This is a genomic window from Sphingomonas morindae, assembly GCF_023822065.1.
Classification (GTDB): domain Bacteria; phylum Pseudomonadota; class Alphaproteobacteria; order Sphingomonadales; family Sphingomonadaceae; genus Solisphingomonas; species Solisphingomonas morindae.
This window is the reverse complement of the sequence record NZ_CP084930.1, coordinates 1064211-1089278: the sequence shown is the minus strand read 5'-3', so window position 1 is coordinate 1089278 and position 25068 is coordinate 1064211. Positions and strand designations below refer to the sequence as shown.

Sequence of the window (25068 nt, the reverse complement as noted above, 5' to 3'; positions counted from 1 at the left end):
GCGGGCAGGCCAGCCTAGCCGACCATTTGCTGGCGTGCTGGTGGATGAGCCGCCCGGAGAAGGAACGACGCGGTCTTGCCTCTGTAGTCACAAGACGATTGTGGCCGTCGTCGGTGTTCGGCGCCCGACGCTGCGGCATGCAGTGAACGGCCCCACGGTCGCTCATAGATTGCCCGGCCTTGCTCAGTGACAGTAACCTCGTAGGCCATCGTCCTATGGCGCGGCCCCTGGTGGCGCTCGCCTCGTCGAGCTGCCACCTCTGCACCTTGCGGCCGTGGTCCCGTGTGGCCGAGCAGAGCGACGGCCTGCCCAGCCCACGCGTGGCGGCTGGCGCGGCACCTCGCGTGAGGCCGTGCTGAGGAAGGGATGAGGGACTTCAGGCGAGAGTCCTGACCTTCTGTTCCCGGTCCCAGTAGCGGCGTTTCGCGGCTTCGACGAAGTCGGCGAGTCCCGTCACGCCTTCGTCCGGCTCGACCCCTGCGCGGTCGAGCAGCGGCTTGGCTCCGGCATCGTGGCCGATCGCCTTGAGGTGGCCGAACGCGTCCATGACCCACTGCACGGCCGCGACTTCGCGTATTAGCTTGGCGCACGCGGGATCCGAGAGAATGATCGCGACCGCATCCAAAGTTGCCGAGGGCTGTCCGAACAGCTGCGCATCGGCTTCGAGGGTAGAACCGTCCGAAAGGGACATGGCACCTATCCTGGGAGCCACGACAAGGACGTGGGCGCCAGCCTTACCGAGATCGGCCCGCAGCTCCCTCAGCGCGTCCGCGTCGCTCCCGTCCGCGATCAATATGCCGACTGTCCGGCCTAGGAGCGTCTCCCTTTCCAGTGGTCCGCGCACGGTGCGTAGAGCCGGCGAGACCGGCATGTCGATCACTGGCGCGGCCGTGGCCGAGGCCTCGGGCAGCTCCATCGTCAGTCCAGCGGCGATGCGCGCGGCGAGCTCCTCGTCGACGTTACGCAGGTTGGCCAGCATACGAAGCCGGACGTGCATGAGTGAGACCTTGGAAAGCTCGAATACGAAAGCGCTCGCGATGTGGGCCTGCTCTGCGGGATCCATTGACCGCCAGAAAAGCCGGGCCTGAGTGTAATGGTCAGCAAAGCTGGCCGCCCGGCGCCTTACCTTCTCGCCCTCTTCGGCCGCCGGGTATGTCCGGAACCCGCTCTCCGGAGTCTCGCGGGGACCACCGATCTCGCCAGCCAGATGGAGGCTGTTGGGCTCGTAGTTGGCCCGTCCTTTGGGTACATCCATCTGCATGTGCCCGTCGCGCTGCATGTTGAGGAAGGGGCAGCCTTCCCGACCCTTCGCTCGGTTGACGGGTATCTGGTGCCAGTTGGTCGAGCCGAGCCTTTTGATCTGGGTGTCCTGGTACGAGAACAACCTGCCCTGGAGAAGAGGATCGTTGGTGTGGTCGATCCCTGGCACGAGGTGGCTTGGGCAGAAGGCGGCCTGCTCCGTCTCGGCGAAGAAGTTGTCGGGCCGCCGATCCAAGACGAGGCGGCCGATGGTCCTCACCGCAACTACCTCCTCCGGGATAATTTTGGTGGCATCCAGGACGTCGTAAGGGAGGCTGTCGGCCAGGCTCTCGTCAAACAACTGAACGCCAACCTCCCATTCGGGATGATCCCCGCGACCTATGCGCTCGAAAAGGTCTCGGCGCTGGTAATCCGGGTCTGCACCCGCGATCTTCACCGTCTCGTCCCAGATCGTGGAGACGAGACCAGCCTTGGGCTTGAGATGAAACTTGACGAAGGTGGGGCGGCCTGCGCGGTTGATGAACCGGAACGTGTGGATACCGAAACCCTGCATCGTCGCGAAGCTTCGTGGAAGCGTGCGATCCGACATGATCCACATAGCCATGTGGGTCGTTTCCGGCATCAGCGACATGAAGTCCCAAAAGGTATCATGTGCCGTCGCGGCTTGCGGGTAACCGCGATCTGCTTCCATCTTCGCAGCGTGGATCAGATCCGGGAACTTGATGGCGTCCTGGATGAAGAAGATGGGAATATTGTTGCCGACGAGGTCCCAATTACCCTCCCGGGTATAGAATTTGATTGCGAAGCCTCGGACGTCGCGCGGCGTATCGGCCGACCCGGCGCCACCTGTCACGGTCGAGAAGCGCACGAAGACCTCGGTTCGCCGCCCGACATGCTGGAACAAGTCCGCCCGCGTCACGTCCTCGAGGCTCTCAGTGCATTCGAAATAACCGTGGGCACCGCTGCCCCGGGCATGTACGATTCGCTCAGGGATCCGCTCGTGGTCGAAGTGATTGATCTTTTCGCGAAATACTTCGTCCTCGCGCAACGTGGGTCCCCGCAGGCCCACCTTGAGCTGGTTCTGGTTGTCGCTGACGGGTACGCCGTGATTGGTCGTGAGGACGGGATGATCTTCATCCGTGACCTGATGCGTCTCGCCACCTTTGCTTTCAAGTTTTTCCATCGATCAATGTTCCTTGAGAACGGGATGAACCGCTATCACAGCGCCCAGTCGTCTTCTTACGCATCATCAGTGCTAACAAGCGGATCTGCGAAACTGCCTTGTGCAGATTGGCCGAGCCGGAAGTCTGGGGGCGGAGGCGATAGAGTGTTCTGCTAGCGCTCGGTAGCCCGCTGAGGAGCCTTCTGTAGCGGTTGTTTGTCAAGGATGATTGGCTTAGCCTGCTCAAGCCTCGCCGTTCGAAAACAGGAGGGTGGCGATAGCATTCCAGGCGGCTCGATTAGAGGCATCACTGCCGTAAATTCTATACCTTCCGGCAAATAAAGTATGTCGATCTCCGATCCGAGGTCTTGTTTTAGAACTTGCTGAATCAGTAGCGTGCCGAAGCCCTTCTTATCTGGCGGAGAAACCTCCGGGCCGTTTCTCTCAATCCAGTCCAGGCGCAAAGACTCCGAACTGGGATCGTTGATGACATGCCACTTGATTAAGACCGAGCCTGTGGCAGTCGACAGCGCGCCGTATTTTGTCGCGTTAGTCGCCAACTCGTAGAGGGTGAGTGATAGTGCGGCCGCCAACTGCGCGGGAAGAGTGAGATCCATACCCTTCACATCGACTCTGCGGGCGTCCTCGATGCCGAATGGAGCGAGAGACCGGCTTATGACGTCTCGCAAGTCGGCAGCTTCAGGCCGCTCATGCACTAGCAGATCGGTGGCAGCGACTATTGCTTGGATTCTTGTGTCGAGCGTCCGAGCAGCCTCTTGCAGGGACTTGGAACTACGAACGGTTTGAGCGACCACTGCCTGGAGCATGGCCAGCATATTCTTCACCCGGTGGCTCAACTCGTTTGAGAGCAATGCGCGACGCTCTTCAACCCGTCTCCGGGCGGTCACGTCCTGCGAAATGCCGGCAAGCGACATCGGCGTGCCGTCGGCACGATGATCGGCTTGCCCACGGAGATGGATCCAACGCTCCTCCCCGGCGGAAGTAGACACGCGGAAGTCGACGTCGATGCCTTTCCCGGCCTCCAGCGCTTGGCGCAAGGCTGCCCGACGTCGCTCACGATCGTCCGGATGCACCGACGTCTCAAGTTCCCCAAAGGTGACCGGAGTGAGGTCGCTGCGACCGTATTGCGATCTGCAGGTCTCGCATTCCTGATAGTCATCGGTCTCGAGGTCGAGCCACCAGGAACCCAAGCCGCCGGCCGAGAGGGTTTGGCGCAACCGCTCGGCTCGCAAATTGGATGCCATGAATGCATCGGAAGCGTGCTTTGTAGAATGTCTTTCGCAGCCGGAATCAGCGGCAATCATGTCTGTTCCAAGCGCGACGTCCCATTGGACGGCCAGAAAGAGTACCGACCCACCCTCATGAAGGGGCACAGGCGTAACGAGCAGTCTGTTAAGGAACGCGGTTCCATCTCGCTTGTAGTTCAGGATCTCGATGTCGATCGGCTGCTGTGCTGCCACGGCGGCGCGCAGGCGGGCTATGGCGACCCTGTCGGTCGCTGGCCCTTGCATGAAACGACAATTCCGGCCGATCACCTCTTCGACTGCGAAGCCAGTCAGTTTTTCGAACGCAGCGTTCGCATGAACGATGGGATTGTCGGCAAGTGCGGGGTTGGTGATCACGACTGGAAGGTCCGTCGCGGCGATCGCCGATCTACAGCCGTCGTCGATCCCCTCTGACTCCGAGAGCGCCCGGATCAGCCGTGCTGCCTCCTCGTAGACTCTGGCGGAGCGGATCTCATGCAGGAAGAAGGGACCATCCCTATCGACGCCTCCGGTAAGCTGCGACATGCCCTTCAACTCCGCTGCCGCCCTACCATCGAACTCCCGCGAGGCATTTCGGCCCGGGGGTAAACGGACCTATCCATGGTCTTTATCTCCGTCCCGCCGTGACACCGCTTCGCGGGCCAGACTGGCAGCGAACTCCCTTTGTCGGATGTGCTCGGCAAGCCCGGTCGGGTTCTGAATGCCCTTGCGGCTCCCACGTGGATCGGCCTCGCCGCGGGAAGTGCGTCCATCCGAGACGCGGAGCCTCCAAGGCATCCGGCTTCCCCCCACGTTGACGCCGTCGATCGAGCCGATCGAAGGCCGAGGCGCTCCAAGCACAGAGCCGACCGCCTCGAAATGGTGAGCCGGGACTTCGTCCACGGCTTGAGCCGCTGCCTTCGCGTTTCCGGCCGTTCCATGATGCTTTGTCCTAACTTCGCCGAAGGGGACGGGTCGGCTTCAAGGCGGCTTCTGCGGCCGCCCAGGGCACTCGAGGCACTTCGCAGCGCGGGCGGGGTTGTTCCTTCTTGAACCTTGTGCTCAAAAGCACGCTGAGCGAAGTTAAAAGTCGTAAATCCGGCACGCATCGACACGCAGGCATGTCTCTCCACCATCTCGAGAAAGCCCTCAATTCCGCCATTTTTCAACGTCGCAAAGGAGCGGAAGCTCCTCGATGTGGCCGGTAACGCCCACGCGTGTGCATTGCGATGCAGCATGCTCGTGCTACGATCACGCCATGGAATCCAGCGGTCAGGTGGAACGTGCAGCTTTCTAGCATGGAAGAGGGATCATACCTCTTTGGGCCCTTCCTCTTCATACCTCGCGGCCACCTGCTGGTCAGGGGAAAGGAGAGGATAAGGCTTGGGTCGAGAGCTGCAGATATCCTCCACCTGCTAATCAGCAGGACCGGCGGCTTGGTCACGAAGCAGGAGTTGATCGACCACACGTGGCCCTCGACGACAGTTGACGACGCGAACCTCAAGGTCCACGTCTCCAGCCTCCGACGGGCGCTCGGGGACACGAAGTCGCAGACTACGTATATCGCGACCGTCCCGGGTAGAGGTTACCAGTTCATCGCCCCCGTTCTTATGACCGATGCGAAAGAACCGGGCGCGGTCGGTATCGTCCCGGGTGAAAGTCGCGGCCAACCCGTGGCGAGCCCGGTTTTTGGCCGATCTCGCGAGCTCGGCGAGATCGCGATGGCGGTGGGCTCATGCCGCGTGGTGACACTCGCCGGACCTGTCGGGATGGGCAAGGCGTCGGTCGCCTTCGCCGTAGCCGAAACCGTCCGACCTAACTTCGAGGACGGCACCTTCGTCGTCGACCTCTCATCGTTGGAGGATCTCGGGGCCGTTGCGAACTGCATAGCCGCATCAATCGGACTTCGCGCGACTGCCACCGACATGACGGGACTGCTGTTGGATTTCCTCGAGCATCGTCGCCTCCTGATCATTCTCGATCACTGCGAGAAGGTGCTACCGGCCGTGCGACTGCTGGTATCTCGTTTCCTCTACTCGCCCAGCGCGTCCGTCATGATGGTCGTCAGCCTGGAACCGCTGCGGGTACCCGATGAATCCATTCACCGGATCGGATCGCTATCGTATCCGCCAGCGGGAAGCGAACTGACCCTGACCTCCGAGGAGGCCCTGGCGTTTCCAGCTGTGAGGATGTTGGTGGAGGGCGCAAAGGCGATATCCGATTACGAACTGACTCAAGACGACGTGAGACCTGTCGTGGCGCTTTGCCAGATTATGGACGGCCGGCCTCGATCAATCGCCAGTGCCCTCTCAAATCTCTACGGCCGGGTGTCTGTGTCCGAGATGCTGGACATCGTGACGCGCCGCGTGCTCGACGGTCCCCTACCGAATGAACCGGACGACCCGATGTGGCTCATGTCAGGCAAGACGGACTTTGGTTTCAGTCGCCTCTCGATAGACGAGTCCAGGCTGTTCAAGACATTGTCGGTATTCCACAGCGGGTTCGAAGTAGAGGACGTCGTATCCCTTCTTGACCCGACCGTCTGGGATGCGCATCGGATTTTCATGGTGCTGAGCAACTTGGTCGCCAAGTCGCTCGTCGCTGTTGAATCGACGTCTACCATAACCCGATATCGCCTCCTTGCCGCCGAACGCTTTTTTGGGCGTGCCCAGCTGCGGGGGGACGTGACGGAGCAGAAGGTCGCCCGGGCTCAACATGCCCGCGTGATGCTCCGGATCTTCAATCGTGCGGAGGACGAGTGGGCTTGGATCGAGCCTGAGACCTGGCGCCAGCGCTACGCCCACAGGAATGTGGACCTGGTCGAAGCGATCGACTGGTGTGCAGGCGAGGGAGCAAACCCGGCTCTTCTACTGGAATTGACGGCTGCTGCCATTCGGCTGTGGGACGAGCAGGGGGACCTCCGCTTCCAGCAGGCAACCTTCGAGAGATCGTTGCGGCTTGGCAGTGCTGCAATGGGGCTTGAGGCTGCGAAATTCCGCGTCGCGAACGCTCGCGCGTGGAGTCTGACTCTGTCGGCTCAACTGGGAGAGGCAACCGAGAGGGCTTGGATCGAGGTCGTAGACTTGGCCGTCGCCACCGGGGATGAACTCAGCTGCTTCACGGCCTTAGCCGGGAAGTGCGGCTTTCATCTTCTAAAAGGCGAAATCAGAGAAGCTACGCTCGATTTCGACCGTCTGGAAGAGATTGGTAGGCGCCCAAACAATCATTCTGTGATCATAGAAGTTGAGCGAATAAGATCAACCATAGAATTTACTAAAGGCCGGCTTGCAGAGGCTTATGGCTGCCTACGTTTTGCCGAGACGCACCTGGGAGTAACTTCGCCGGCATCGTGCACCAACCGATATCGTTGGGAGCGATTCATCAACATACAGGCTAACCGCTCATTCATGCAATTTCTGATGGATCCGGAGGGAAGGCGGCCCCCTATTTTGGACCAGATAGAAGAGGGAATGGACTTTCTTCATCCTGTCGACCGAGGCCTTCTGTTTACTGCGGCTGCGATGCCGATTGCCTACCTCCGGCAGGACCATCTTGAGATGACTAGATTGGCCAAAATAGCTTTATGCCATAGGAGAGGGCGGCCCGTCGAGCTTTGGGATCTCCTTGTCGACTTCTATTCGGCAGCGAGCCGCCGTGCAAGTGATCCTACGGGTGGGCTCAACGGGATGATGAAGTGTTTCGAGGAGATGTCATCCAGAGGCTTCTTGAAGCGCTCCGCTCTTCATCTATCGATGATCGCGGAGGCTGCGCTAGGAAGCGGAAAGCGCGACTTGGCTTGCGAGTTCATCGGGCGGGCCTTCGAAGAGCAGACGCTCCGCTGCGAGGAATGGATCTACCCTGAACTTCTGCGAGTAGAAGCAAAAATCAACGCTGCTGGCGGTATCTATGCTGGAGCTATGGACTGCCTCCAGCGCGCGGAGGCCGCGGCATCTAAGATAGGAGCTCTCTTCTTTAGAAGCCGCATCAAGCAAGAGGCTCTTCGACTGAGTAGTGTGTTGTCGGCTGAAAGACTGCCTTTACCTGCGCCTGAAAATACCGTTCGTAAGGCGGGCTTGTACCTGCGCGCCTAGGCTAGCATCAGGATTGACCATCTACTCGGATACCAAGCCTTTGTAGCGAGCAACTCGGCATCAGCCTTCCCCATCATCTCGAGCATGCACTCCGATTCAGCTAAGCAGCTGGCCCGCTAGCCGGCGGATCGAGAGCAGTGCAGCCGCTGCGAGAGCGATCACCGCGCCATGTAGAGACCAGAACAGGGTGTCCGACATGGACCCTAGAAGGCTCGCGAGCTTTGCGACGAAGAGACCCGAGATAAACTGCGACATGATGAAGGCAGAAATCATCGTCGTGGTAAGCGGTTGCGGGGAGGTGCGAGAATAAAGTGCGAGGGCGGCTGGATAGAAGTTAGCTAATCCTAGACCATTCAGAACGTGGAAGGCGATACCCCCGCGAGGCTGATACTTGCCTTGGAAGCATCCTGGTGCATCGACGCAAGCGCAAGAGCGAATGGGGCCGCCGCCGCAAGAGTCGCGCCGAGAGCGACCTTGCTCATTTCGTCCGGCTGTACGTGACGCATCCCCCACCACCGCCAAAACGCTATGCTCAAGGCCGCTGTCACGATCGAGATGAACGCATCCAGTGAGACAAGATAGCTCGCTGGCATCTTCCAGCCGAGGAAGTCCAGGGCGAAGTGCGCGCGGCCCCAGAGCTCGTATCCTATCGGGATCTCTTGGTTCCCCACCCAGACAAGCGCCATCACAGGAACAAGTAGAATCAATGTTGAAGTGCGAATGAAATCCCTACTGCCCTGACTTGTCGTCTGCTCGGGGATCTGACCGCGGCGGTCCTCCTCCTTGAGGCGTGCTGATCGGAGACCCGCGAGGTAGATCGCTAAACCGAGAAGCGTGGCGGCGCCTGCTGCGCCGAAAGCAAAGGGCCAAGAGACCTCCTGGCTGAAGAACGCGCAAACCAGAGGGGAGATCGTCGCCGCTATCTGCAGCATGAGGTTGTAGACCTGGAAGGCGCTTGTCCGGCTGACGTTTCGCTCAGCGCAGAGCTCACCGATCTGTGCAGCCAAGTTGCCCTTGATGAAGCCGAACCCGACGAGGATGCAAGCAAGCGCGGGTAAAAACGTAGCCTCAGGCAGCATGCACAGCTAGCCGATCAACATTGTCAAGCTGCCAAAGATGACTGCCTTGGACCGGCTTCTATGTTGCCTGAGAATCGGTCCGCAAAGAACGGGCGTTAAGTATGTTAGGCTCACGAAGAGACTTGTGACACCGGCGCCCATTCTCACCGGTGATTGTGGACCTAGCAAATAGTATATGATCGTGGAGAGGCTGCCAAAGCCTAAAACATGTTCAATATGTCCCTGTTGAAAAAGGTGATTGGAGGTGTAAAATGTAAGAATTGACAGTAAGCCAAAAAGAGAAAATTGTATACATCCCTCTGCGAGCACAAGATAAGCTAGGCCGGATCTATAGGTGGGGGAAGGTCGGCTGCGCTGGCGGATGTCGATGGATCTCAGGGCTTGAATCGTTAAACCGGGCCGCATTTCGCATGGAGGTCGTCAGCTTTTTCGCACGTGCCGCTTGGGGCGGGAAGAGCCAAGTTGGACCTCCCGCCCTTGTGTGGCTTTCGGCTGCCGGTACCCGGGCGGGGCGGGAAACGACCGTGTCGATGGTTCAAGGCAGCTCGGCGACATCCAGTTCGAAGGCGAGCCCTGCATGAACCATGGGAGGATAGGAATGATGTTGCTTCCGTTGGCGCGCGAGATACACGACGCTTGACGCCTGACAGATTCAATCAAGAGCTATTTCTATTGCGGCCTGCTCAGGCAGTGTTGCTGCCGCGGTCATCCATCATGTCCCTTGAAATGCGGGTCTCGACAGGCTCTGAATGGATAGCCTGCGGTCGTTGACTGGGAGAAGTATTGGCGTGTCCCCCGGTCAAGTCCGCATCTGCTTGTCGCCGGCTCCTGTCGAATTGGTCACTGATCGCCGTTAAAACATACGGCTTCAGAGGGCGCATGTAAAAACCTGTTGCCGACAGACAGAGGGCAGGCCGTGTCATCGCCGGGTATGGCGACCGACCCAAGTCCTTGCATTTGGCAATGACAAAGACTGCTAGAAATTTGCCATCCGTGGCTTATTCTCCTTTCTTGTTTCCTAAACCTAAGCGGCCGGGGCATCGCAAGGGAGAGGTTTACGCGTGAGCGAAGACCACGGCGCCCTACGGTCCAACCAATAACGCACTGACCTCTGGTATTCTCGCACAGGGCCTGGGCGGTGTTCGGCCTTGTCGATCCTCGGGCCGCAGTCGAACTTGGTGTGCTCTGGAGAAGGATCATTCGATGCCGATGGACACGCCGCGGGACGCCGACGCGCTCCCGTCTGATTTGGAAGGGGCCCTCGACGAGGCCCTTCAGGAGACGTTCCCCGCGAGCGGTCCTATTTCACCCTCGCTTCCACCGCGATCCTACGAGTAGTGGATCATCGGCCGACGGTCACCTCCGCCGAACTGTTTTGCCATGAAGCAAACGCCGCGGAAAGTTGGCTATGCCCACGCGGGAGGCAGTGATGCGGCATTCGAACGATGGTCTACCAGGGTCAAGGCCGTCAACGGTGCGACCAAGGCTCTACCATGCGCCGGGCATGCGATCACGGGCTCCCTTGATCGCGCTTAGCGAAACCTGCCTTCCGTGGGACTTGGTCAGGCTGCCGGGTGGTGAAGAGCAGCCACACCGTGATCTGAAGGATTTCACGCCGTTCGCGATCGCTCCGATCCTGAAGTTTTCCGACGGAACGACACTTCGCGAGCCACCTGCCATCATGGAGTTCCTTGCGGATCTATGTCCCGAGCGACACCTCGTGCCGCGTGCCGGCACGATCAAGCGCAACCGGCACTCGGAATGGATGCATTTCATATCGGGCGAGATCTACGGCTGCGAGCGGAGGACCGAGACGGCGGACCTTCGTGAGCCACCGCTCCTGACACGTCTGGCTTGGATCGACCTTCATCTGGCGTCACATTCCTTCCTGATCGGCGAGGAGTTCTCGATCGCCGACATATATCTCTGGGCCTTCTGGAGCGTGGCGAGCACGGCCGTGGCCGACGAGCTGGGGATGCTCAACATCGACCGGTGGGCGTCGCGAGTCGAATCGCGCCCGCGGGTAGCGACGGCCTTGATGGTCGAGGGCTAGGTGGACCTTGGACGAGGCTTGGCGGCGGCGGGTCTTTTTACAACGATTCACCCCCGCCGTTCCGTGCGTCAGATAAGACCATGTCGTGGAGGCGCCTCTTATCCGAGTTGTCACCGCGGCGGATTGTCGGTGCCCAGCGGACTTCAAGCTCCACCGGACGGCTGCGCCGCGGCGGGTGCGGGTCGACTCCTCGACATCGGTCTGGTGCAAGCGTCGGGAGCGCCACATGGAATGGAGCGACATCAAGGTATTCCTCCAGGTCGTGCGTGATCGCACCATGACCGAGGCCACTAACGCGCTGCGCATGGACCACTCGACTATCAGCCGCCGCATCGCGCGTCTTGAGAAGGAGGCTGGTGTGCCGCTTTTCGAGAGGGCGGGACGTCGTCTCGCCGTCACCGAGGAGGGGCAGCGGCTGACCGAGGCCGCAGAGAAGCTCGAGTCGATCATCCTGCGTGAGGTCATGACGCTGGCGGAAGCTCGATCGAACATCGCTGGGCGGGTTCGGATCGGTGCGACGGAGGAGTTCGGAGCCCACTACCTCGCTGCGCGGCTTCCGGAGATTGCCCGAGAGCATCCCGATCTCGACCTCGACCTCGTCGCCATTTCGCGCAATTTCTCGCTCGCATCCCGGGAGGTGGACGTCGTCGTGACTATGGATCGCCCCTCGTCGGGGGATCTCCGCTTCCGGAAGCTCACTTCGTTCGAATTTGGCGTGTACGGCACGGCCGGCTATTTCGCCTCGCGAAGACCGCCCAACTTGCCGGTGGACCTCCTCGACGAGAGCTGGTGCGGATTCATAACGGAGATGCTGCAGACGACGGAGCTCGATGTCTGCGCGGGGCAGGAGCTTCGGGTCGAGCCCCGCTACCGGACCACCACCGTGACCGCTCAGCTCGCGACGGTGCGTAGCGGTGCGGCGCTCGCGTTCCTGCCATGTTTCGTGGGCGACGCGCACGAGGATCTCGAACGGGTCCTCCCCGACGAACTGCGGCCGACGCGCGACTACTGGCTTGCCGTCCATGAGGACCTAGCGGATTCGCCGCGAGTGCGGGCCGTCATGGACGGGATCGCGGATCGGGTCACACGCGACCGGCGCGTCTTCGACGGTGTGCCGGCGGATGGAGCCCGCGGCTCTTCGAGCCTCGCGCCCGAGGCTTTGCCTTCTGTGATCACGCGTCTGGCGACGCCGGTCAACGCGCAAGCCTAGTCCTTTGACATCTGACGCCGGGCCGTCCCGTTGAAGATGCGTAGTCGCTCATGTCGTCGCAGGAGGGTCTGGTGAAGGCGTTCATCATCGGGATCGCCGGTGGGACCGGTAGGAGGATCGCCCGACTGCTCGTCGATCGAGGTTGGGACGTAGACGGCCTCGTCCGCGGGGACGAGCAGCTTCGGTCGCTCGCGGGGGACGGAATCGAGGCGCGCATCGGTGACTTTACCCGCATGTCGGTCGACGAGCTTGCGGTTGCGCTCCGGGGCTGCGAAATCATCGTCTTCTCGGCCGGAGCCGGGGGGAAGGGCGGCGAGGAGGCGACCACCGCCATCGACGGCGAGGGGCCGGGCAGGATTGCTTCCGCTGCAAACCTTGCTGGGGTCGCGCGCTTCTACCTCATCTCGGCCTTTCCGGAAGCATGGCGCGGGCGGCACATGGCGGCGAGCTTCGAGCATTATCTGCTTGAGAAGAAGCGAGCCGAGGCCGATCTGGTTCGGCGCGATCTGGATTGGGTCGTCGTCCGCCCATCGGCGCTCTTCGACGACCCCGGGACGGGTGAAGTCGATCTCGGCCCTGCGAAGATCCACGGGCGGATCACGCGTGACGACGTCGCGGCGACGATCGTGGCCCTGATCGCCGAACCTTCGATCAAGCGGGTCATCCTTGAGGTGACCGCCGGTACTACATCGATCACGTCAGCCGTGGCGGAGCTGGTGAGACGCTGAGCGGAGCAGCCGCTTGCGGTCCCTATTTAGACGGCAAGGCTTGGCAGTCATGCCTTGAAGGAGACCTGCGGCCGGACGGCCTTAATCCTACCCCCTCCATTCTGCTCAATCGAAGGCAACGCCTTTCATCTGGTGGATGCTTATCGAACTATGATTTTTTACGAAATGGTGCCCTTTGGGAGAGTTGTCGATGGTCGCTACGGTCCGCATTAAAGAGACGGGTGGGCCGAGCGTGCTCCTCGTGGAGCAGTTTGGCGAGGCGATGCCCGGGCCGCGAGACGTTCAGATCCGACAGGCGGCGATCGGGGTCAATTACCTCGATGTGCAGCAGCGCACCGGTGCCGTTCCGATCCCGCTGCCGAGTGGACTCGGTCTTGAGGGTGCAGGCACCGTTTCGGCGATCGGCAGCGAGGTCGAGGGGATCAGCGTCGGAGATCGTGTCGCCTATGCGCTGGGTCCCATCGGCGCCTACTCAAGCTCGCGAATCTACCCCGCTGAGCGCCTGATCGCGCTGCCGGACACTATCAGCTTCGAGGACGCTGCGGCGGTCCTTTTCAAGGGTCTGACGGCGCAATACCTCCTCAAGAGCACCTTTCCGGTTACGAGCGGGACCGTCATCCTCCTCTACGGCGCGGCCGGTGCAGTGGGGCAGCTCATCGCATCGTGGGCAGCGCATCTCGGTGCGCAGGTGATCGGCGTCGTCTCCCGCGAGGGGAGCGTCGAACGGGCGCGCGAGGCAGGGTGCAGCGACGTCTTGATCTGGGGGCGGTCAGAAGTGCCGTCGGAGGTTGCCCGGTTGACCGGCGGTAGGATGGTAGACGTCGTCTACGATGGCGTGGGACGGCGGACCTTCCAAGCGTCGCTGGACAGTCTTCGCGTTCGCGGAACGATGGTTTCCTTCGGCGCATCGTCCGGAAAGCCGGAGCCCGTCGACATCGACCTTCTCAACAAGAAGTCCTTGTTCCTGACGCGCCCTGGGCTCGCGGCCCATGTTGACGATGCCCATGAATACAGGGCCCGGTCGCGCGATGTCCTGGACGCCGTCAGCCGGCGGATCATCAAGCCGAACCTTTGGCGCGCCTTTCCGCTGAACGACGTCGTCGACGTCCACGCCATGCTCGACCGTGGCGAAACCGAAGGCGCGATCATCCTTAGGCCCTGAATGTCGAAGGATGCGCGAAGGCGCTGTGAGGTCCGGGGGACGGTGGGCGGATCACACTACCATCAAACCGGCGGACGCGCCGGTTCGGCGATACTCTTCCAGCGGCTTCGGTCGACTTAACGAACATCGGTCTTTGCGAGGGGAGCAGAGATTTAAAGTACTCGTCGGGAACTACATCGTGTGATTTGCTAAATAATTTGCATTGAGTCGAATGGTTGGGAATAATAATCATTCGTTGGGGCTTTGCACCGGTCGCCCATCACCTGGAAAGGCTGTATGAGCGCTTGCAGTATCTGCGAACAAGCTGCATCTTGACAGGATGCGCACCGCTTCTGAGCGGGCGTAAGCTGGAATCTCTCCAGCCTTTCGGCTAGGCGCCGCAAAGGCGTATGCTTTCAGCGGGGGTAATGGGAATGTCGATTGCAGGACGGTCAACCGCCAAGGGAATGGGTGCTACTTGGGCGAAGATCGTCTTGATCCTAATGCCCGCAGCGTTCTTGATGCAGTTCGACAAACACATGATGCCCATCTTTGCACCGCAAATTCGAAAGGACTTCAGTCTTTCCCTTGTAGAGGTTGCGCATGTCTTGGCAGCCGTGACATGGACATATGCGCTCTTCCAGATTCCTGGAGCGTGGATGGCGAGGCGCTTGAGCCCGATCCGCACCATCGGTGTTTGCGTAGTCGGCTGGTCGTTTGCGGTGCTTCTCACGCCGTTCGCCTTAGGTGCCATTGGCCTTCTATTCATGAGAGCTTTGATGGGCGCGTTCCAGGCACCCGACTTCGTCTCAAGCATGATGCTGCTGCAACGTGAGGTGCCCTTGCGGCTCAGATCGCGGGGTAGCGCTTCACTCTTGGCTGCCGCATACCTGGGGGCCATCACCAGCGGCCCGATTGCGGCGGAGGTCGCGCAGCTTTGGGGTTGGCGGGACTGCTTCCGAGCGTTGGGGGCCTTCGGCATGGTTTTCGGGGCGCTGGTTTACGCATACGCCACTTTTGATCAAAAGAGGCGTAGATCAATCTGTGCCGTCGAAATGCGCAGAGATGGGGGGCTATTTAGAACGATTTCAAGAAGAGATGTTAGAAGCTTGGCGATTTCCTACATGCTTTTCCTCGCATTGCAAAGTTTCATTTTTGCTATGTTCCCTTTATATCTTTCAGAAGTCTGGCGTACAGATCTCGTAAGGATTGGTTGGCTCTCCTCGATACCGCTCGCCGCTCTCTACCTGGCGGTCGTATTTGGCGGCGTCATTTCCGACATGGTCCTCAAACGCTCGGGGTCGCTTTTTATCTCTCGGGTGTGGGTTGGAGGAGCGGCGATGGTTTGCAGCGGCCTCTGGTTCGCGATCGGCATGTCGGCGGGTACCTTGATAGCGATGGTCACCCTGATGTGCGTCGGAATGGGGTTCGTCGGCCTCGGTCAGGTGGCCTTATGGTCGACTGTGCAGGATTTCTCGGAAGGCTCGAGTGGCTTCGTCGCCGCGTCGGTTCAGCTGCTTGGTGGCTTGGGCGCCGGATTGGGTCCCGTCGTGATGGCGCACATCGTCTCGTATGCCGGGGATTGGGGCCACGTCCGCTTGTTCCTATCGGCATTGAGTGTGGGTGCCGGAACCTTTCTGGTGCTCGCGCATCGCCACGGCCGCCTCGCCCGGCAGGAGGGGGCTGCCGTTGCGCACGCGAAATGGTCGGGGGACAAGGGGATCGAAACCCGCTAGGCTCGTCCGATATGACGAAGAGAGATGGTCCCCGCCGATCGAAAGGAAGAGTGAGGCCGGCTACATGCGGGAACGCCTGACAGCCGACGTAGCCTTTCGTTTCGGTGCCTTCCAGCTTGTGCCCAGCCGTCACGTCCTTCTGCGGGATGGTAAGCCGGTCAAGCTCGGTGGCCGCGCGTTAGACATCCTGCACCTTCTTGTGCGTCGCGCGGGGGAGGAGGTCACCAAAAGGGAGCTGAATGAATTCGCTTGGCCGAACGTCTTCGTCGACGAGCACAACCTCAAGGTCCACATAAGCAACTTGCGCCGTGTCCTCGAAGACACGTTACCTCAGGCTAGGTACATCGCCACCGTCGTCGGGCGAGGTTACCGTTTCGTCGCCCGCGTCCATCTGGAGAACGCTGATGGCGCAACGTTTGCCGCGCCCGAGGAGGAGGTCGGATGCTCGCTGCCGCTGCTGCCGACGTTGATCGGGCGTCAGCAGGACGTCGAGAACATCGGCCGTTCGCTGGATCAAGTCCCGCTCTTGACCTTGGTGGGAGCAGGCGGCGTTGGTAAGACGAGCCTTGCGATCGCGGTGGCGCACCTCAAACACGGGGCATTCGCCGACGGCGTTCGTTTCGTTGATCTCTCGGCTACCGACGACCCTTCGCTCGTCCCGCACATAATCAGCGCATGCCTCGGTCTTAAGGGCGATCCTACAGACCCTGTCGGTGCTATAGTCGAGCACCTGCAATTTAGGCGATTGCTCATCGTCCTCGACAACTGCGAGCATGTTCTGCCAATGGCGGCTACCATCGTGGCACGCCTCGTGGGGGCGGGGGTTAGAAGCCGCGTTCTAGCCACCAGCCGAGAACCGATCGGAGTTGTCGGCGAGGATGTCCAGCGCGTCGAACCGCTCCGCTTTCCGACCGTGAAGGGGGGCCTCACCGCAGCTGAGGCGTCGACGTTCTCATCCGTTCAGCTTTTCACGGTCTTGGCGAAGGAGGCGGTAGACTTTCGGCTCGATGACGCGAATGCCCTCGCCGTAGTCTCCTTGTGCGAGGCGTTGGACGGCCTGCCGCTCGCTATCGAAATCGCCGCCGCACAGATCTCTAATTTCTCGCCGGCCGACCTGTTGGAGTCGGTGGTCAACCGTTTGGATGAGGGCGGCGATGGGCGGAAGGTCTCGCAAGCGAGGCATCGCACTTTGTCGGCCACAGTCGAATGGAGTTATCGGCTGCTTTCCATCGATGAGGCGACGATCTTTCGGCTGCTCTCTGTGTTCGCCAGTCACTTCGGGATGGCCGACGTCGCTTACATGGCGGGATTGGTCCACCTCGGCTCCTTCCAGATCACGTTTGCGCTTGGTAGCCTGGTATCCAAATCCTTGATCTCAGCCGAAATTCGGGAGGATCAGGTATGCTATAGGCTTTTGGAGAGCACCAAATGCTACGCGGCGGACGCGCTTCTTCGTGAGCCGATCGCGCCTGAGGCTTTTCGGCAGCATGCGCGACTTGTCCTAACGTCATTCGAGCAGTCGACCGTCGAATGGGGTAGGCTGCAGAGCAGCGTCTGGCTGTCGCGATACGAAGGTAGGGTCGGAGATCTTCGCAAAGCGCTGGACTGGTGCTTCGGCGATGATGGTGATCCATCGCTGGGGATTGATATCGCGGTAGCAGCCATCCGGTTTTGGAACGAGCGCTCATCGATCTCCGAGCAGCTTTTCCAAGTTGGTCGCGCGCTCGAGTATAGCGATGGTGCGCCCTCGGAGGGTCTTCGCCAGGCGGTTCTGGCGCAATCGCTTGCCTACAGCATGACGCTGGCCCGCAGGCCGCAACACGAGGCGGATCAGGCTTGGTCTCGCGCTCTGAGACTCTCGAAGCTCAGCGAGAACATCGAGCGTTACCTCTCGGCCATGTACGGCAAGGCTCTTTTCCTCATCTATAGCGGGCGCAACGAGGACGCGCTCGCTGTGCTCGATGAATATCTGAATTTGGCCCGGGAACGGGGCGATTGGGCATCGCAGCATGACGGCGAGCGACTCGGTACGCTTGCCGGCATGCATCTAGGCAGGATCTCGGAGGTCCAGCAGACGCTTGAGCGACTGGCTCAGGATCTCCTCAGGGGCGTCCCAACATCAAGTATCGTACGCTATCAGGAGCAGCGATACGTCAGCATCCATACGACTCTCGCGTTTACGCGTTGGCTGACCGGCGAACCCGAACGCGCGCATAAAATGACCGATGAGATGATCCTCAAGCTGGAGGACGTAGGCCAGCTGATGGGGCAATCCAACATCCTTGCGCTTGTCGCCCTTCCGCTCGCGGTCTGGAGCGGTGACGAGGAGCGGCTGGAGCGCCATCTGTCTCTTCTGAGACGTAATCTCGATCGTGAGAACATCAGGCTTTGGGAGCCAGTTTACCGCTTCTACGCCGGAGTAGCACGACATCATGCAGGTGACGCGCAAAGTTTGACGGAGATGACGCTCGCCGTTCAGGAGCTGCTGGACGATGGGATGCTGGTGCGGACGCCGATGTACAAGGGCATTTTGGCTGATTCCCTGCTCGCCGTAGACAGGGCCGCTGACGCGCTGAAGGAGATCGATGCCGCGCTGTTCCTACAGTGGCAGACCGACGAGGCATGGTGTCTGCCTGAGCTTCTTCGGATCAAGAGCCGAGTGCTGCGGTCCTTGGGCGAAGAAGCGAGAGCTTCCGAAGTCATGAACGCGGCCGTGGACAATGCGCGCGCCATCGGCGCGCATGAGTTGGAGGCACGAATACTGCTCGACCGAACCGAGGGGTTGGCAACCGGCAGGGGGCATGAACGCCCTTCCGTCCCTCCCCATTCGGCTCAAGGCGGTCTGGAGGAGAAGCCGCCGCGTCCGGCCCCTATTGAATAGGCCGACTAGCCGCACTGCCCCGCCCGAAGCGCGAGGGGTTAGCGGCGGGGCCTGCGAGGCGATTGCGGCAAGCGACCATTTGGTTACCAAGTCGTAGCTCCAGGCTCTCGACCGCGCCGCCGTGGCCGCGTGAGCAGCCGGGTCACCCGGGGGGCTCCGGCTGCGTTCCAAGCTCTAAATATCAGAACGAGGAAAGATACCATGACAGCTCCGGTGAAGATCGTCGCCGTCCTCACAGCACGTCCGGACGCCGGGGATCGTTTGCGTGCGCTGCTCGACGGCATGCTCGCGCCCAGCAGGTCCGAACCCGGCAATCTTCGGTACGACATCTGGCAGGACCAGACCGCGCTCGAGCGCTTCGTCCTCGATGAGCTCTACGTCGACGCGGAGGCGGTCGCGGCCCATCGGGCGCCTCACTTCCAGGCATACCTCGCGCAGATCAACGCTCTCGCTGAGCGCGTCGCCTTCGTCCTCGACCCCGTGGAAGTCGCCTGACGCGGCTGCGGGGCGGGCGCGGCTGATCGGTGACGGCGGCTCTCATAGGCGAGATCGAGGATGCCTCGGGACGAGTCGCCGGCCGGGCTTGCAAGCATCGTTCAGCGACCCCACTGGATCATCGCTGGCTGACCTTCAGCCAGCTTCTGATCCATATACTATAAAGAAACCTTTTCCGCTGGATGCTGAACCTCGCAGCCGACGTCGGTCGGCTCGATACGATCGGGATGCATCGGGTGGACGCGACACACGATTTCAGAAGACGCGGGGCAGCGGCGATTTCGAGCCGGGAAAAGGCTGCAGTTCGCGATGCCGTTGGACGGAAGCAGGCGGTGTCCGCCCCTGATCGGACGACGGAAAAGCTATGGGACTCGGAGCCCGGCAGCGGCAGGTGGCTCGCCCACCTGCACGTCGGCAGCGCGGATCCGACGATCAGATACCGAATTGACGGCTGGCTCGCGGAGGTGGGCACGTCCGTCTGGTTCGGGGCCGGCTCGACGGGCAAGACTCAACTGATGCTCTGGATGGCCGCAATGCTGGCCAGCCAGGTCGACGATCGCCCACAGCGGCAATGGCTTGGCGGTGACATTCATGGCACGGGTCACGTCCTCATACTGTCCGCCGAGGATACCCGCGATCAGATCATAGGCCGTCTTCGCGACGTTCTGCAGTTTTCCATGGGCCAGGATCACGACGCGCAGATGCGGACGTCGGCTCGGCTCCACGTCATGCCGTTCCTCAGCATGCCCGAGGAGGAGTTCGGACACCCGAACTCGAGCCTGTTCTGGCAAACCAAGGAGCGCGAGTGGGTGGCCAGCGCGGTGATGGATGAGGTGCGTGAATACATTTCCAAGTGGAACGAGGCACACCCGTCTCCGGAGGATCGCATCATCGGAGTGGTGATGGACTCGGCCACCAGCATGTCCGGTTTCGACAGCATGGACGCCCAGGCGACGACGAACTTCTTCTTCCATCTCGGGCGACTTTGCGAGAGCCTCCGCATCTTCTGGGCGATCATCGGTCATACTCCTAAGACAACGACCATCTCCGAGAAGACATATCGGGCCAGCGCGGCGAGCCGCCTGCGAGGTGTGGCGATGTGGACGACGGCGCCTCGCCTGGTGGTCGAAGTGCGGCTCGTGCAGGACTGGGGCGGGCGGAGGAAGGTCGCCCCCGAGGCGGAGCCTGTCCGGAAGTGGCTCGGCAAGCGCTTCAAGCGGGAGAACCTGCTGGTCGTCTATGTGGCGAAGGCCAACCTGAAAGGTGCCTGTACGGGAGAGCGTTTTCTGGCGCGCCAGCGCCACGGCGCCTTCGTGGACGTGACGGACATGCCAGATCACGTGCTCGAGAGCGGCGCGCTCGACGGTTGGGAGAGTGACGATCGTTCTCCCACCGTCGGGGACAGCGGCGTTTCGGATGCAGAGGAGAGTCCTTCGATCGATCGGGCGCCGCGAGAGGAGCGGACTGTCGTGCAGAGGAGAGGACGTAGGTCAGTCGATGCGGCCGCCTTCGGCCCAGGAACCGACTTGGTCCGTGAAGTTCTCCAACAAACCTACCCGGCCGCGGCGGTTGGCACGACCGTCTCCGCCAACCGGCTCAAGAAGATCGTGGCCGCCGAACGAGCGCACGATCCCCGTAGCAGGTTGGTCAAGACGGCTCACGGAGGCGGAAGCACTGAAGCGCGGCCTGGTGCGATCAACTGGCATCTCGACAGGCTGGCGGAAAGCGGCCTTCTGGAGAAGGACGGGCGCATGTTCCGCTTTGCCGCTTCGGATCTGCTCCGGGGTGGCGGCCTTTCACCGGACGGCTGAGCGGGCCCGACTGGAAACACGCGTGGACGCGCTTGCAAACCCGGGCGTCGCCGCCCGGGTCTGCCGTTCAGACCTCGAACGATCGCCTGAAGTCGTCGATGCTCTCGATCCTCCTGCTGGGCATCTGCTCGAGACCCTCCGTCACGTCCCGCAGCGAACTCATCTTCGTACGGAGCCGCCGGGCCGCCCGCGCGATGCCCGCGCCCAATGGGCCCGGAGGCGGCCCTTCCTGGTGGACCAGACGGCCGTCGATCATCTCGAAGTGGCCGCGCCGTCCTCCCTGCGATGTGATCAGGAGGCGCCCGTCTTCGTCGGGCGCCCAGAAAGCGCAGCGGCCGGTCACATCGAATCTGGCGTCAGGCAGGCCGGTCCACCGAATCACATGCACCTGGGGTGCGCGGCTCGTGGCACCGAGTGGCGGCATCGCGATGTAGATGCAGCCCTTCTTCTGCGCCGCGAGCATCTCCAGGAGCACCTTGGTCTGAGAAATGTCACGAATCTCGCGGCCCACGATCACCACCACGTCGGGATCTCCTGGCGCATCGTCTCCGCCAGCGATCAGCGCCATCGCCGCGCGCACCATCCTGTAGTCGCGCTCGCGACCGGATGCATCGTTCGTCATGCAGAACCTCCTGGTCGCCGAAGGCGGAGAGGAACCTTTTTCCCCACTCACCTATCGGCAATGCGGAGTGCAAGGGACCCTTCCGGCAAACCTGGAGCCTTGCTCGTCAATTGTGCGTCGGGCGCGACTGAGCGTTCGGCCCGCTTGGCCCGACTGATTGGCACTTCGCGAGGAAGTGAGAGCAGGAAGTGCTCGACCGTCGAGCCCGCTAATGCAGTCTGCGGCCGATGAGTAGTGCGCCGCCTGAGACACTTCAAAGGGCAACTCGGCAGCCAGCGAACGTTACGTGCAGGCCGCCCTTGGTCCCCGGATCATAGGTCTTTTTCAACTGTAGCCATCCCTGCGGCTCGTGCGGAAAGACGCGAGGAGGGCTTGGCAGCTTCTCGCGCAATCCGTCACGCCGCTGCTTAGTCATCAGGGTCCCTGTGACGTGATGGGGTGGACGGCCCCTGCACCAGCGTAGCTGTGCGATGATGCGGCCGTAGAGCCATGTGTGGACGACCCCTGCGGTGCAAGGGGTATCTTCAGCGCGATGAGCACCGGTCGGGTGCATCCATGTGTTCGGCCTGTTCGCGCAGCACCGCACGGCTGCTGGCCCTGATGAACTCCGCGGATCACATCCCTAATCACGTCATCGCGCTCGAGGCGCTCTGCTCCCCTGGGTTTGTGCGATCCCCGGTCTGACCGGTCCGTCATCATCGCTGAGCTACCCTTCACACCACCCCGCCGCTGCTCAGCGTGCGGCGAGGATGGCGATCACGCGGCAGCTGCCGCGTAGACCTCGTTGCGCGCCATCACCGCCCAGGCGACCCGCGCCGTCTTGTTGGCGAGCGCCACCGTGGCGATCTTCACGGGCTTGCGCGTAAGCAGTTGGGCTGCCCATGGCTGCCGAGCCGCATCTTTGCGCGCCATGCGCATCACCGCCGTGGCGCCGACCACGAGGAGGCGCCGTAGATAGCCGTCACCCTGCTTGCTGATGCCGCCGAGCTTCTCCTTGCCACCCGAGCTGTGCGGCCGTGGCGTGAGGCCGAGCCAGGCCGCAAACTGACGCCCCGACCGGAACATGGTCGCATCCGGCACGGCCGCCGCGATAGCCGAGGCGGTGATCGGACCGATGCCGGGGATGGTGGCGAGCCGTCGGCTCGCGTCATCCGCACGGTGCCAGGCCAGGATCTGAGCCTCAAGCCGATCGACCTCGCTCGCAAGCGCGCGAAGCTGCGAGCCGATCGTATGGAGAGCCGATCGCGCATGCGCTAGTAGCCGCTCCTGCGCTTCGTGCAGCACCTTCATGAGCACGGTGACGCCGCCCGGGCCCTTGCTGCTGATGATGCCATACTCGGCCAGATGGGCGCGCAATGCGTTGATGAGCCCGGTCCGCTGCCGGACCAGCAGGTCACGGGTCTTGTGGAGCATTAGCACGGCCTGCTGCTCCGGCGTCTTCACCGCCACGAATCGCATGGTCGGCCGGGTCACCGCCTCACAGATCGCCTCCGCGTCGGCAGCGTCGGTCTTCCCACGCTTCACGTACGGCTTCACATAGGCTGGCGGCATCAGCCGCACGTCGTGCCCGAACGCAACCAGCTCGCGCGCCCAATGATGTGCCGACGCGCACGCTTCCATGCCGACGAGGCAAGGCGGCAGCGTTGAGAAGAACTTCAGAACCTCCGCGCGCCGAAGCTGCCGGCGCACCAGCACCTTGCCATCGGCGCCGATCGCGTGGACCTGGAACACGTTCTTCGCCAGATCGACTCCAACGGTGACAACATCCTGCTGCATGGGACGGCTCCTCTAGACGTGGCTCTACGGCCGCATCATCGCACAGCTACGCTGGTGCAGGGGCCGTCCACCCCATCACGTCACCTGTCCCGACGCATAGTGATTTAACGTTATGAGCTGGTGCGCGAAGCTGATGCGTCGCGTTCCACCCAGGCCGGCGTCGGCAAGATGGCACCGACCAGAATCGGCACAGCGGAAGTACGCGCGCTCTCACGAGCCCTCCTCCGTGCAACCCGCCCCCGGGCAGTGGTCCGAAGTCGCGGAACGCTTCCACCGATCTCGATCATCACCGAGCCGCTTTCGCTGATAAGCTGGAAGAGTCATCCCTGCGAAACCGAGTGAAGATGCAGGCTGTCCGGAGAACCCGTAGCGACTGTTTCGACCCCAGAAGAGCCGCGTGGTGCGGAGGGCTCTCGCGGACGAGCTCAAGGTCGGCTAGAGTCGGAAAGAGGGCGACAATCGGCGCCGTCCGCATTTGGATCTAAAACGATGCATTTCACCCGGGAGCAACGTGGCGCCCGGTATGCGGAGACGCGGGACAGTCCCTTCAAACGTTGGTTGAGAGCGCGCACGACTGGGCCCGACGGTCTTCTCGATCTCAATGCCCTTCATTCGGTGGCCGCTGAGTTTGGCGTTGATGCCGCCAAGCATGCGCACCTCAACCCGGGACAGCAGCGGATGAACGTGGGCAATCGACTGCGCCGTATAGTGCCTGAGAACGTCTACAGCGTTCTGCCATCACTGGGGAAAAAGGTCGGGTCGCCTCTCCCCTGCAAACCTGCCGAGAAGCCAGCGGCCGCACCGGATGTCCGCTGGCCGTTCCTGCAGACGGCGAGTCACAAGGCGCTACTCCAGCTGCAGGCAGCAGCGGTCGGAGAGCTCCGCCGACGTGGCGTCGTTCGGACCGGTAATGCTCCGCTAGGTGACTACGCCGAGCATCTCTTCGCCAAGGCGTTCGGCTGGACGCTTACAGCGAATTCGGCGGCGAGTTACGACGCCGAGGATGCCCATAGAAGGCGCTATCAGATCAAGGCACGAATACTCACCGGCAATTCAGCCGGCGAGCGGCAGCTCGGCGTCATGCGTGGTTTGCCTCAAGGTACCTTCGATTTCCTTGCAGCCGCTCTGTTCGACTGCGACTTCGTAGTGGCGCGGGCGGCCATCATCCCTCAAGCCGTGGTGGCTGCGAGGGCGACCCACGCCCGTCATGTGAACGGCTGGCGCTTCATCCTCGATGACGCGATTTGGACAATCGATGGGGTACGGGATGTCACCGATCCTCTACGGTCGGCAGCGGCAATCATTGACCCCGATTTGGGATCGGAGAGGGCAACGCCCAAAGGTCAACTTACAAGCTAGGACGGCTTCAGCGCTAAGCCGGAAGCTGGCTGAGGCGGTCGCTTATGGATGGCTGGTGGACTTGGCCAGTCAGCTGGAGCGCTCGGGACGGCGTGATCGGTCGACGCGGGGCGCGTGGGCCTTCAGTCCGGATCTTCAGAGGATCGCCGCAAGCATTTCCGCCGCGGCGCTGGTGGTACGCCGTCGCGCGTCGAGCGGAAGTTTGGCGGTGAAGCGATCCGGGTCTTCGCGCTGGCGGAGCTGCAAGGCAGCTGGCGACCAGAGCCGGTCGTTCAGTCTAGACACCATGGTCGTCCGCTTGTGACAAAAGCTGCCGATGGGTTGTTCCAAAGCGGTCCATGGAAGAGCCCTCCTGATTGCTGTCGCTGAACAGGTTCGCGTGCTCCTAAAAAGCCAAAG

General features: G+C 61.6%; 16 protein-coding genes. 10 read left to right on the top strand and 6 right to left on the bottom strand.

Going from position 1 to position 25068, the window contains the following annotated elements; translation table 11 throughout:
• Window positions 1-376: 376 nt before the first annotated feature.
• On the bottom strand, window positions 377-2443 hold the full coding sequence (locus LHA26_RS05325) for a catalase (protein ID WP_252167696.1): 2067 nt from the start codon (window positions 2441-2443) through the stop codon (window positions 377-379).
• 152 nt (window positions 2444-2595) lie between these two features.
• On the bottom strand, window positions 2596-4233 hold the full coding sequence (locus tag LHA26_RS05320; protein WP_252167695.1) for an HWE histidine kinase domain-containing protein: 1638 nt from the start codon (window positions 4231-4233) through the stop codon (window positions 2596-2598).
• Between the two features lie 752 nt (window positions 4234-4985).
• Here LHA26_RS05320 and LHA26_RS05315 point away from each other — a divergent pair.
• The gene (locus LHA26_RS05315; protein ID WP_252167694.1) at window positions 4986-7778 is read left to right on the top strand and encodes an ATP-binding protein; all 2793 of its coding nucleotides are present in this window, start codon (window positions 4986-4988) and stop codon (window positions 7776-7778) included.
• Window positions 7779-8131: 353 nt separating this feature from the next.
• Here LHA26_RS05315 and LHA26_RS05310 read toward each other — a convergent pair whose 3' ends face one another.
• On the bottom strand, window positions 8132-8857 hold the full coding sequence (locus tag LHA26_RS05310) for a POT-type proton-dependent oligopeptide transporter (protein WP_252167693.1): 726 nt from the start codon (window positions 8855-8857) through the stop codon (window positions 8132-8134).
• A gap of 1522 nt (window positions 8858-10379) precedes the next feature.
• Between LHA26_RS05310 and LHA26_RS05305 the strand changes: the two genes are divergently transcribed.
• The 8 genes from LHA26_RS05305 (at window position 10380) to LHA26_RS05270 (ending at window position 20912) form a co-directional block, all read left to right on the top strand.
• Window positions 10380-10910 carry a glutathione binding-like protein gene (locus LHA26_RS05305; RefSeq protein WP_252167692.1) on the top strand — a complete coding sequence of 177 codons (531 nt, stop codon included), beginning with the start codon at window positions 10380-10382 and terminating at the stop codon, window positions 10908-10910.
• Window positions 10911-11136: 226 nt separating this feature from the next.
• Complete coding sequence (locus LHA26_RS05300) at window positions 11137-12120, top strand: LysR family transcriptional regulator (RefSeq protein WP_252167691.1); 984 nt, start codon at window positions 11137-11139, stop codon at window positions 12118-12120.
• Window positions 12121-12191: 71 nt separating this feature from the next.
• Window positions 12192-12848 (top strand): NAD(P)H-binding protein, encoded by a 657-nt coding sequence (locus LHA26_RS05295; protein WP_252167690.1) that lies wholly within the window; start codon window positions 12192-12194, stop codon window positions 12846-12848.
• 190 nt (window positions 12849-13038) lie between these two features.
• The gene (locus LHA26_RS05290; protein ID WP_252167689.1) at window positions 13039-14010 is read left to right on the top strand and encodes a quinone oxidoreductase family protein; all 972 of its coding nucleotides are present in this window, start codon (window positions 13039-13041) and stop codon (window positions 14008-14010) included.
• Window positions 14011-14399: 389 nt separating this feature from the next.
• Complete coding sequence (locus tag LHA26_RS05285; protein ID WP_367890738.1) at window positions 14400-15725, top strand: MFS transporter; 1326 nt, start codon at window positions 14400-14402, stop codon at window positions 15723-15725.
• 64 nt (window positions 15726-15789) lie between these two features.
• Window positions 15790-18606 (top strand): ATP-binding protein, encoded by a 2817-nt coding sequence (locus tag LHA26_RS05280; protein ID WP_252167687.1) that lies wholly within the window; start codon window positions 15790-15792, stop codon window positions 18604-18606.
• A 201-nt stretch (window positions 18607-18807) separates the two neighbouring features.
• Window positions 18808-19101 carry a putative quinol monooxygenase gene (locus tag LHA26_RS05275; protein WP_252167686.1) on the top strand — a complete coding sequence of 98 codons (294 nt, stop codon included), beginning with the start codon at window positions 18808-18810 and terminating at the stop codon, window positions 19099-19101.
• A 182-nt stretch (window positions 19102-19283) separates the two neighbouring features.
• On the top strand, window positions 19284-20912 hold the full coding sequence (locus LHA26_RS05270; protein WP_252167685.1) for an AAA family ATPase: 1629 nt from the start codon (window positions 19284-19286) through the stop codon (window positions 20910-20912).
• Between the two features lie 67 nt (window positions 20913-20979).
• On the opposite strand, the gene LHA26_RS05265 is transcribed toward LHA26_RS05270, so the two are convergent.
• Together LHA26_RS05265 and LHA26_RS05260 are read right to left on the bottom strand one after the other, a co-directional pair.
• Window positions 20980-21534, bottom strand: a complete 555-nt coding sequence (locus tag LHA26_RS05265; protein WP_252167684.1) for a hypothetical protein — start codon at window positions 21532-21534, stop codon at window positions 20980-20982.
• A 756-nt stretch (window positions 21535-22290) separates the two neighbouring features.
• Complete coding sequence (locus LHA26_RS05260; protein ID WP_252167683.1) at window positions 22291-23310, bottom strand: IS110 family RNA-guided transposase; 1020 nt, start codon at window positions 23308-23310, stop codon at window positions 22291-22293.
• A gap of 489 nt (window positions 23311-23799) precedes the next feature.
• Here LHA26_RS05260 and LHA26_RS05255 point away from each other — a divergent pair, with 489 nt between their 5' ends.
• The gene (locus LHA26_RS05255; RefSeq protein ID WP_252167682.1) at window positions 23800-24669 is read left to right on the top strand and encodes a hypothetical protein; all 870 of its coding nucleotides are present in this window, start codon (window positions 23800-23802) and stop codon (window positions 24667-24669) included.
• Between the two features lie 135 nt (window positions 24670-24804).
• On the opposite strand, the gene LHA26_RS05250 is transcribed toward LHA26_RS05255, so the two are convergent.
• On the bottom strand, window positions 24805-24999 hold the full coding sequence (locus LHA26_RS05250) for a hypothetical protein (RefSeq protein ID WP_252167681.1): 195 nt from the start codon (window positions 24997-24999) through the stop codon (window positions 24805-24807).
• Window positions 25000-25068: the final 69 nt, after the last annotated feature.

Bases quoted from the DNA above. Each gene is read 5' to 3' on its own strand.
- LHA26_RS05290 (WP_252167689.1), top strand. From the start codon at position 13,039: ATGGTCGCTACGGTCCGCATTAAAGAGACGGGTGGGCCGAGCGTGCTC.
- LHA26_RS05265 (WP_252167684.1), bottom strand. From the start codon at position 21,534: ATGACGAACGATGCATCCGGTCGCGAGCGCGACTACAGGATGGTGCGC.
- LHA26_RS05300 (WP_252167691.1), top strand. From the start codon at position 11,137: ATGGAATGGAGCGACATCAAGGTATTCCTCCAGGTCGTGCGTGATCGC.
- LHA26_RS05325 (WP_252167696.1), bottom strand. From the start codon at position 2,443: ATGGAAAAACTTGAAAGCAAAGGTGGCGAGACGCATCAGGTCACGGAT.
- LHA26_RS05270 (WP_252167685.1), top strand. From the start codon at position 19,284: ATGCTGAACCTCGCAGCCGACGTCGGTCGGCTCGATACGATCGGGATG.
- LHA26_RS05320 (WP_252167695.1), bottom strand. From the start codon at position 4,233: ATGTCGCAGCTTACCGGAGGCGTCGATAGGGATGGTCCCTTCTTCCTG.
- LHA26_RS05280 (WP_252167687.1), top strand. From the start codon at position 15,790: ATGCGGGAACGCCTGACAGCCGACGTAGCCTTTCGTTTCGGTGCCTTC.
- LHA26_RS05260 (WP_252167683.1), bottom strand. From the start codon at position 23,310: ATGCAGCAGGATGTTGTCACCGTTGGAGTCGATCTGGCGAAGAACGTG.
- LHA26_RS05275 (WP_252167686.1), top strand. From the start codon at position 18,808: ATGACAGCTCCGGTGAAGATCGTCGCCGTCCTCACAGCACGTCCGGAC.
- LHA26_RS05315 (WP_252167694.1), top strand. From the start codon at position 4,986: ATGGAAGAGGGATCATACCTCTTTGGGCCCTTCCTCTTCATACCTCGC.
- LHA26_RS05310 (WP_252167693.1), bottom strand. From the start codon at position 8,857: ATGCTGCCTGAGGCTACGTTTTTACCCGCGCTTGCTTGCATCCTCGTC.
- LHA26_RS05255 (WP_252167682.1), top strand. From the start codon at position 23,800: ATGCATTTCACCCGGGAGCAACGTGGCGCCCGGTATGCGGAGACGCGG.
- LHA26_RS05285 (WP_367890738.1), top strand. From the start codon at position 14,400: ATGCTTTCAGCGGGGGTAATGGGAATGTCGATTGCAGGACGGTCAACC.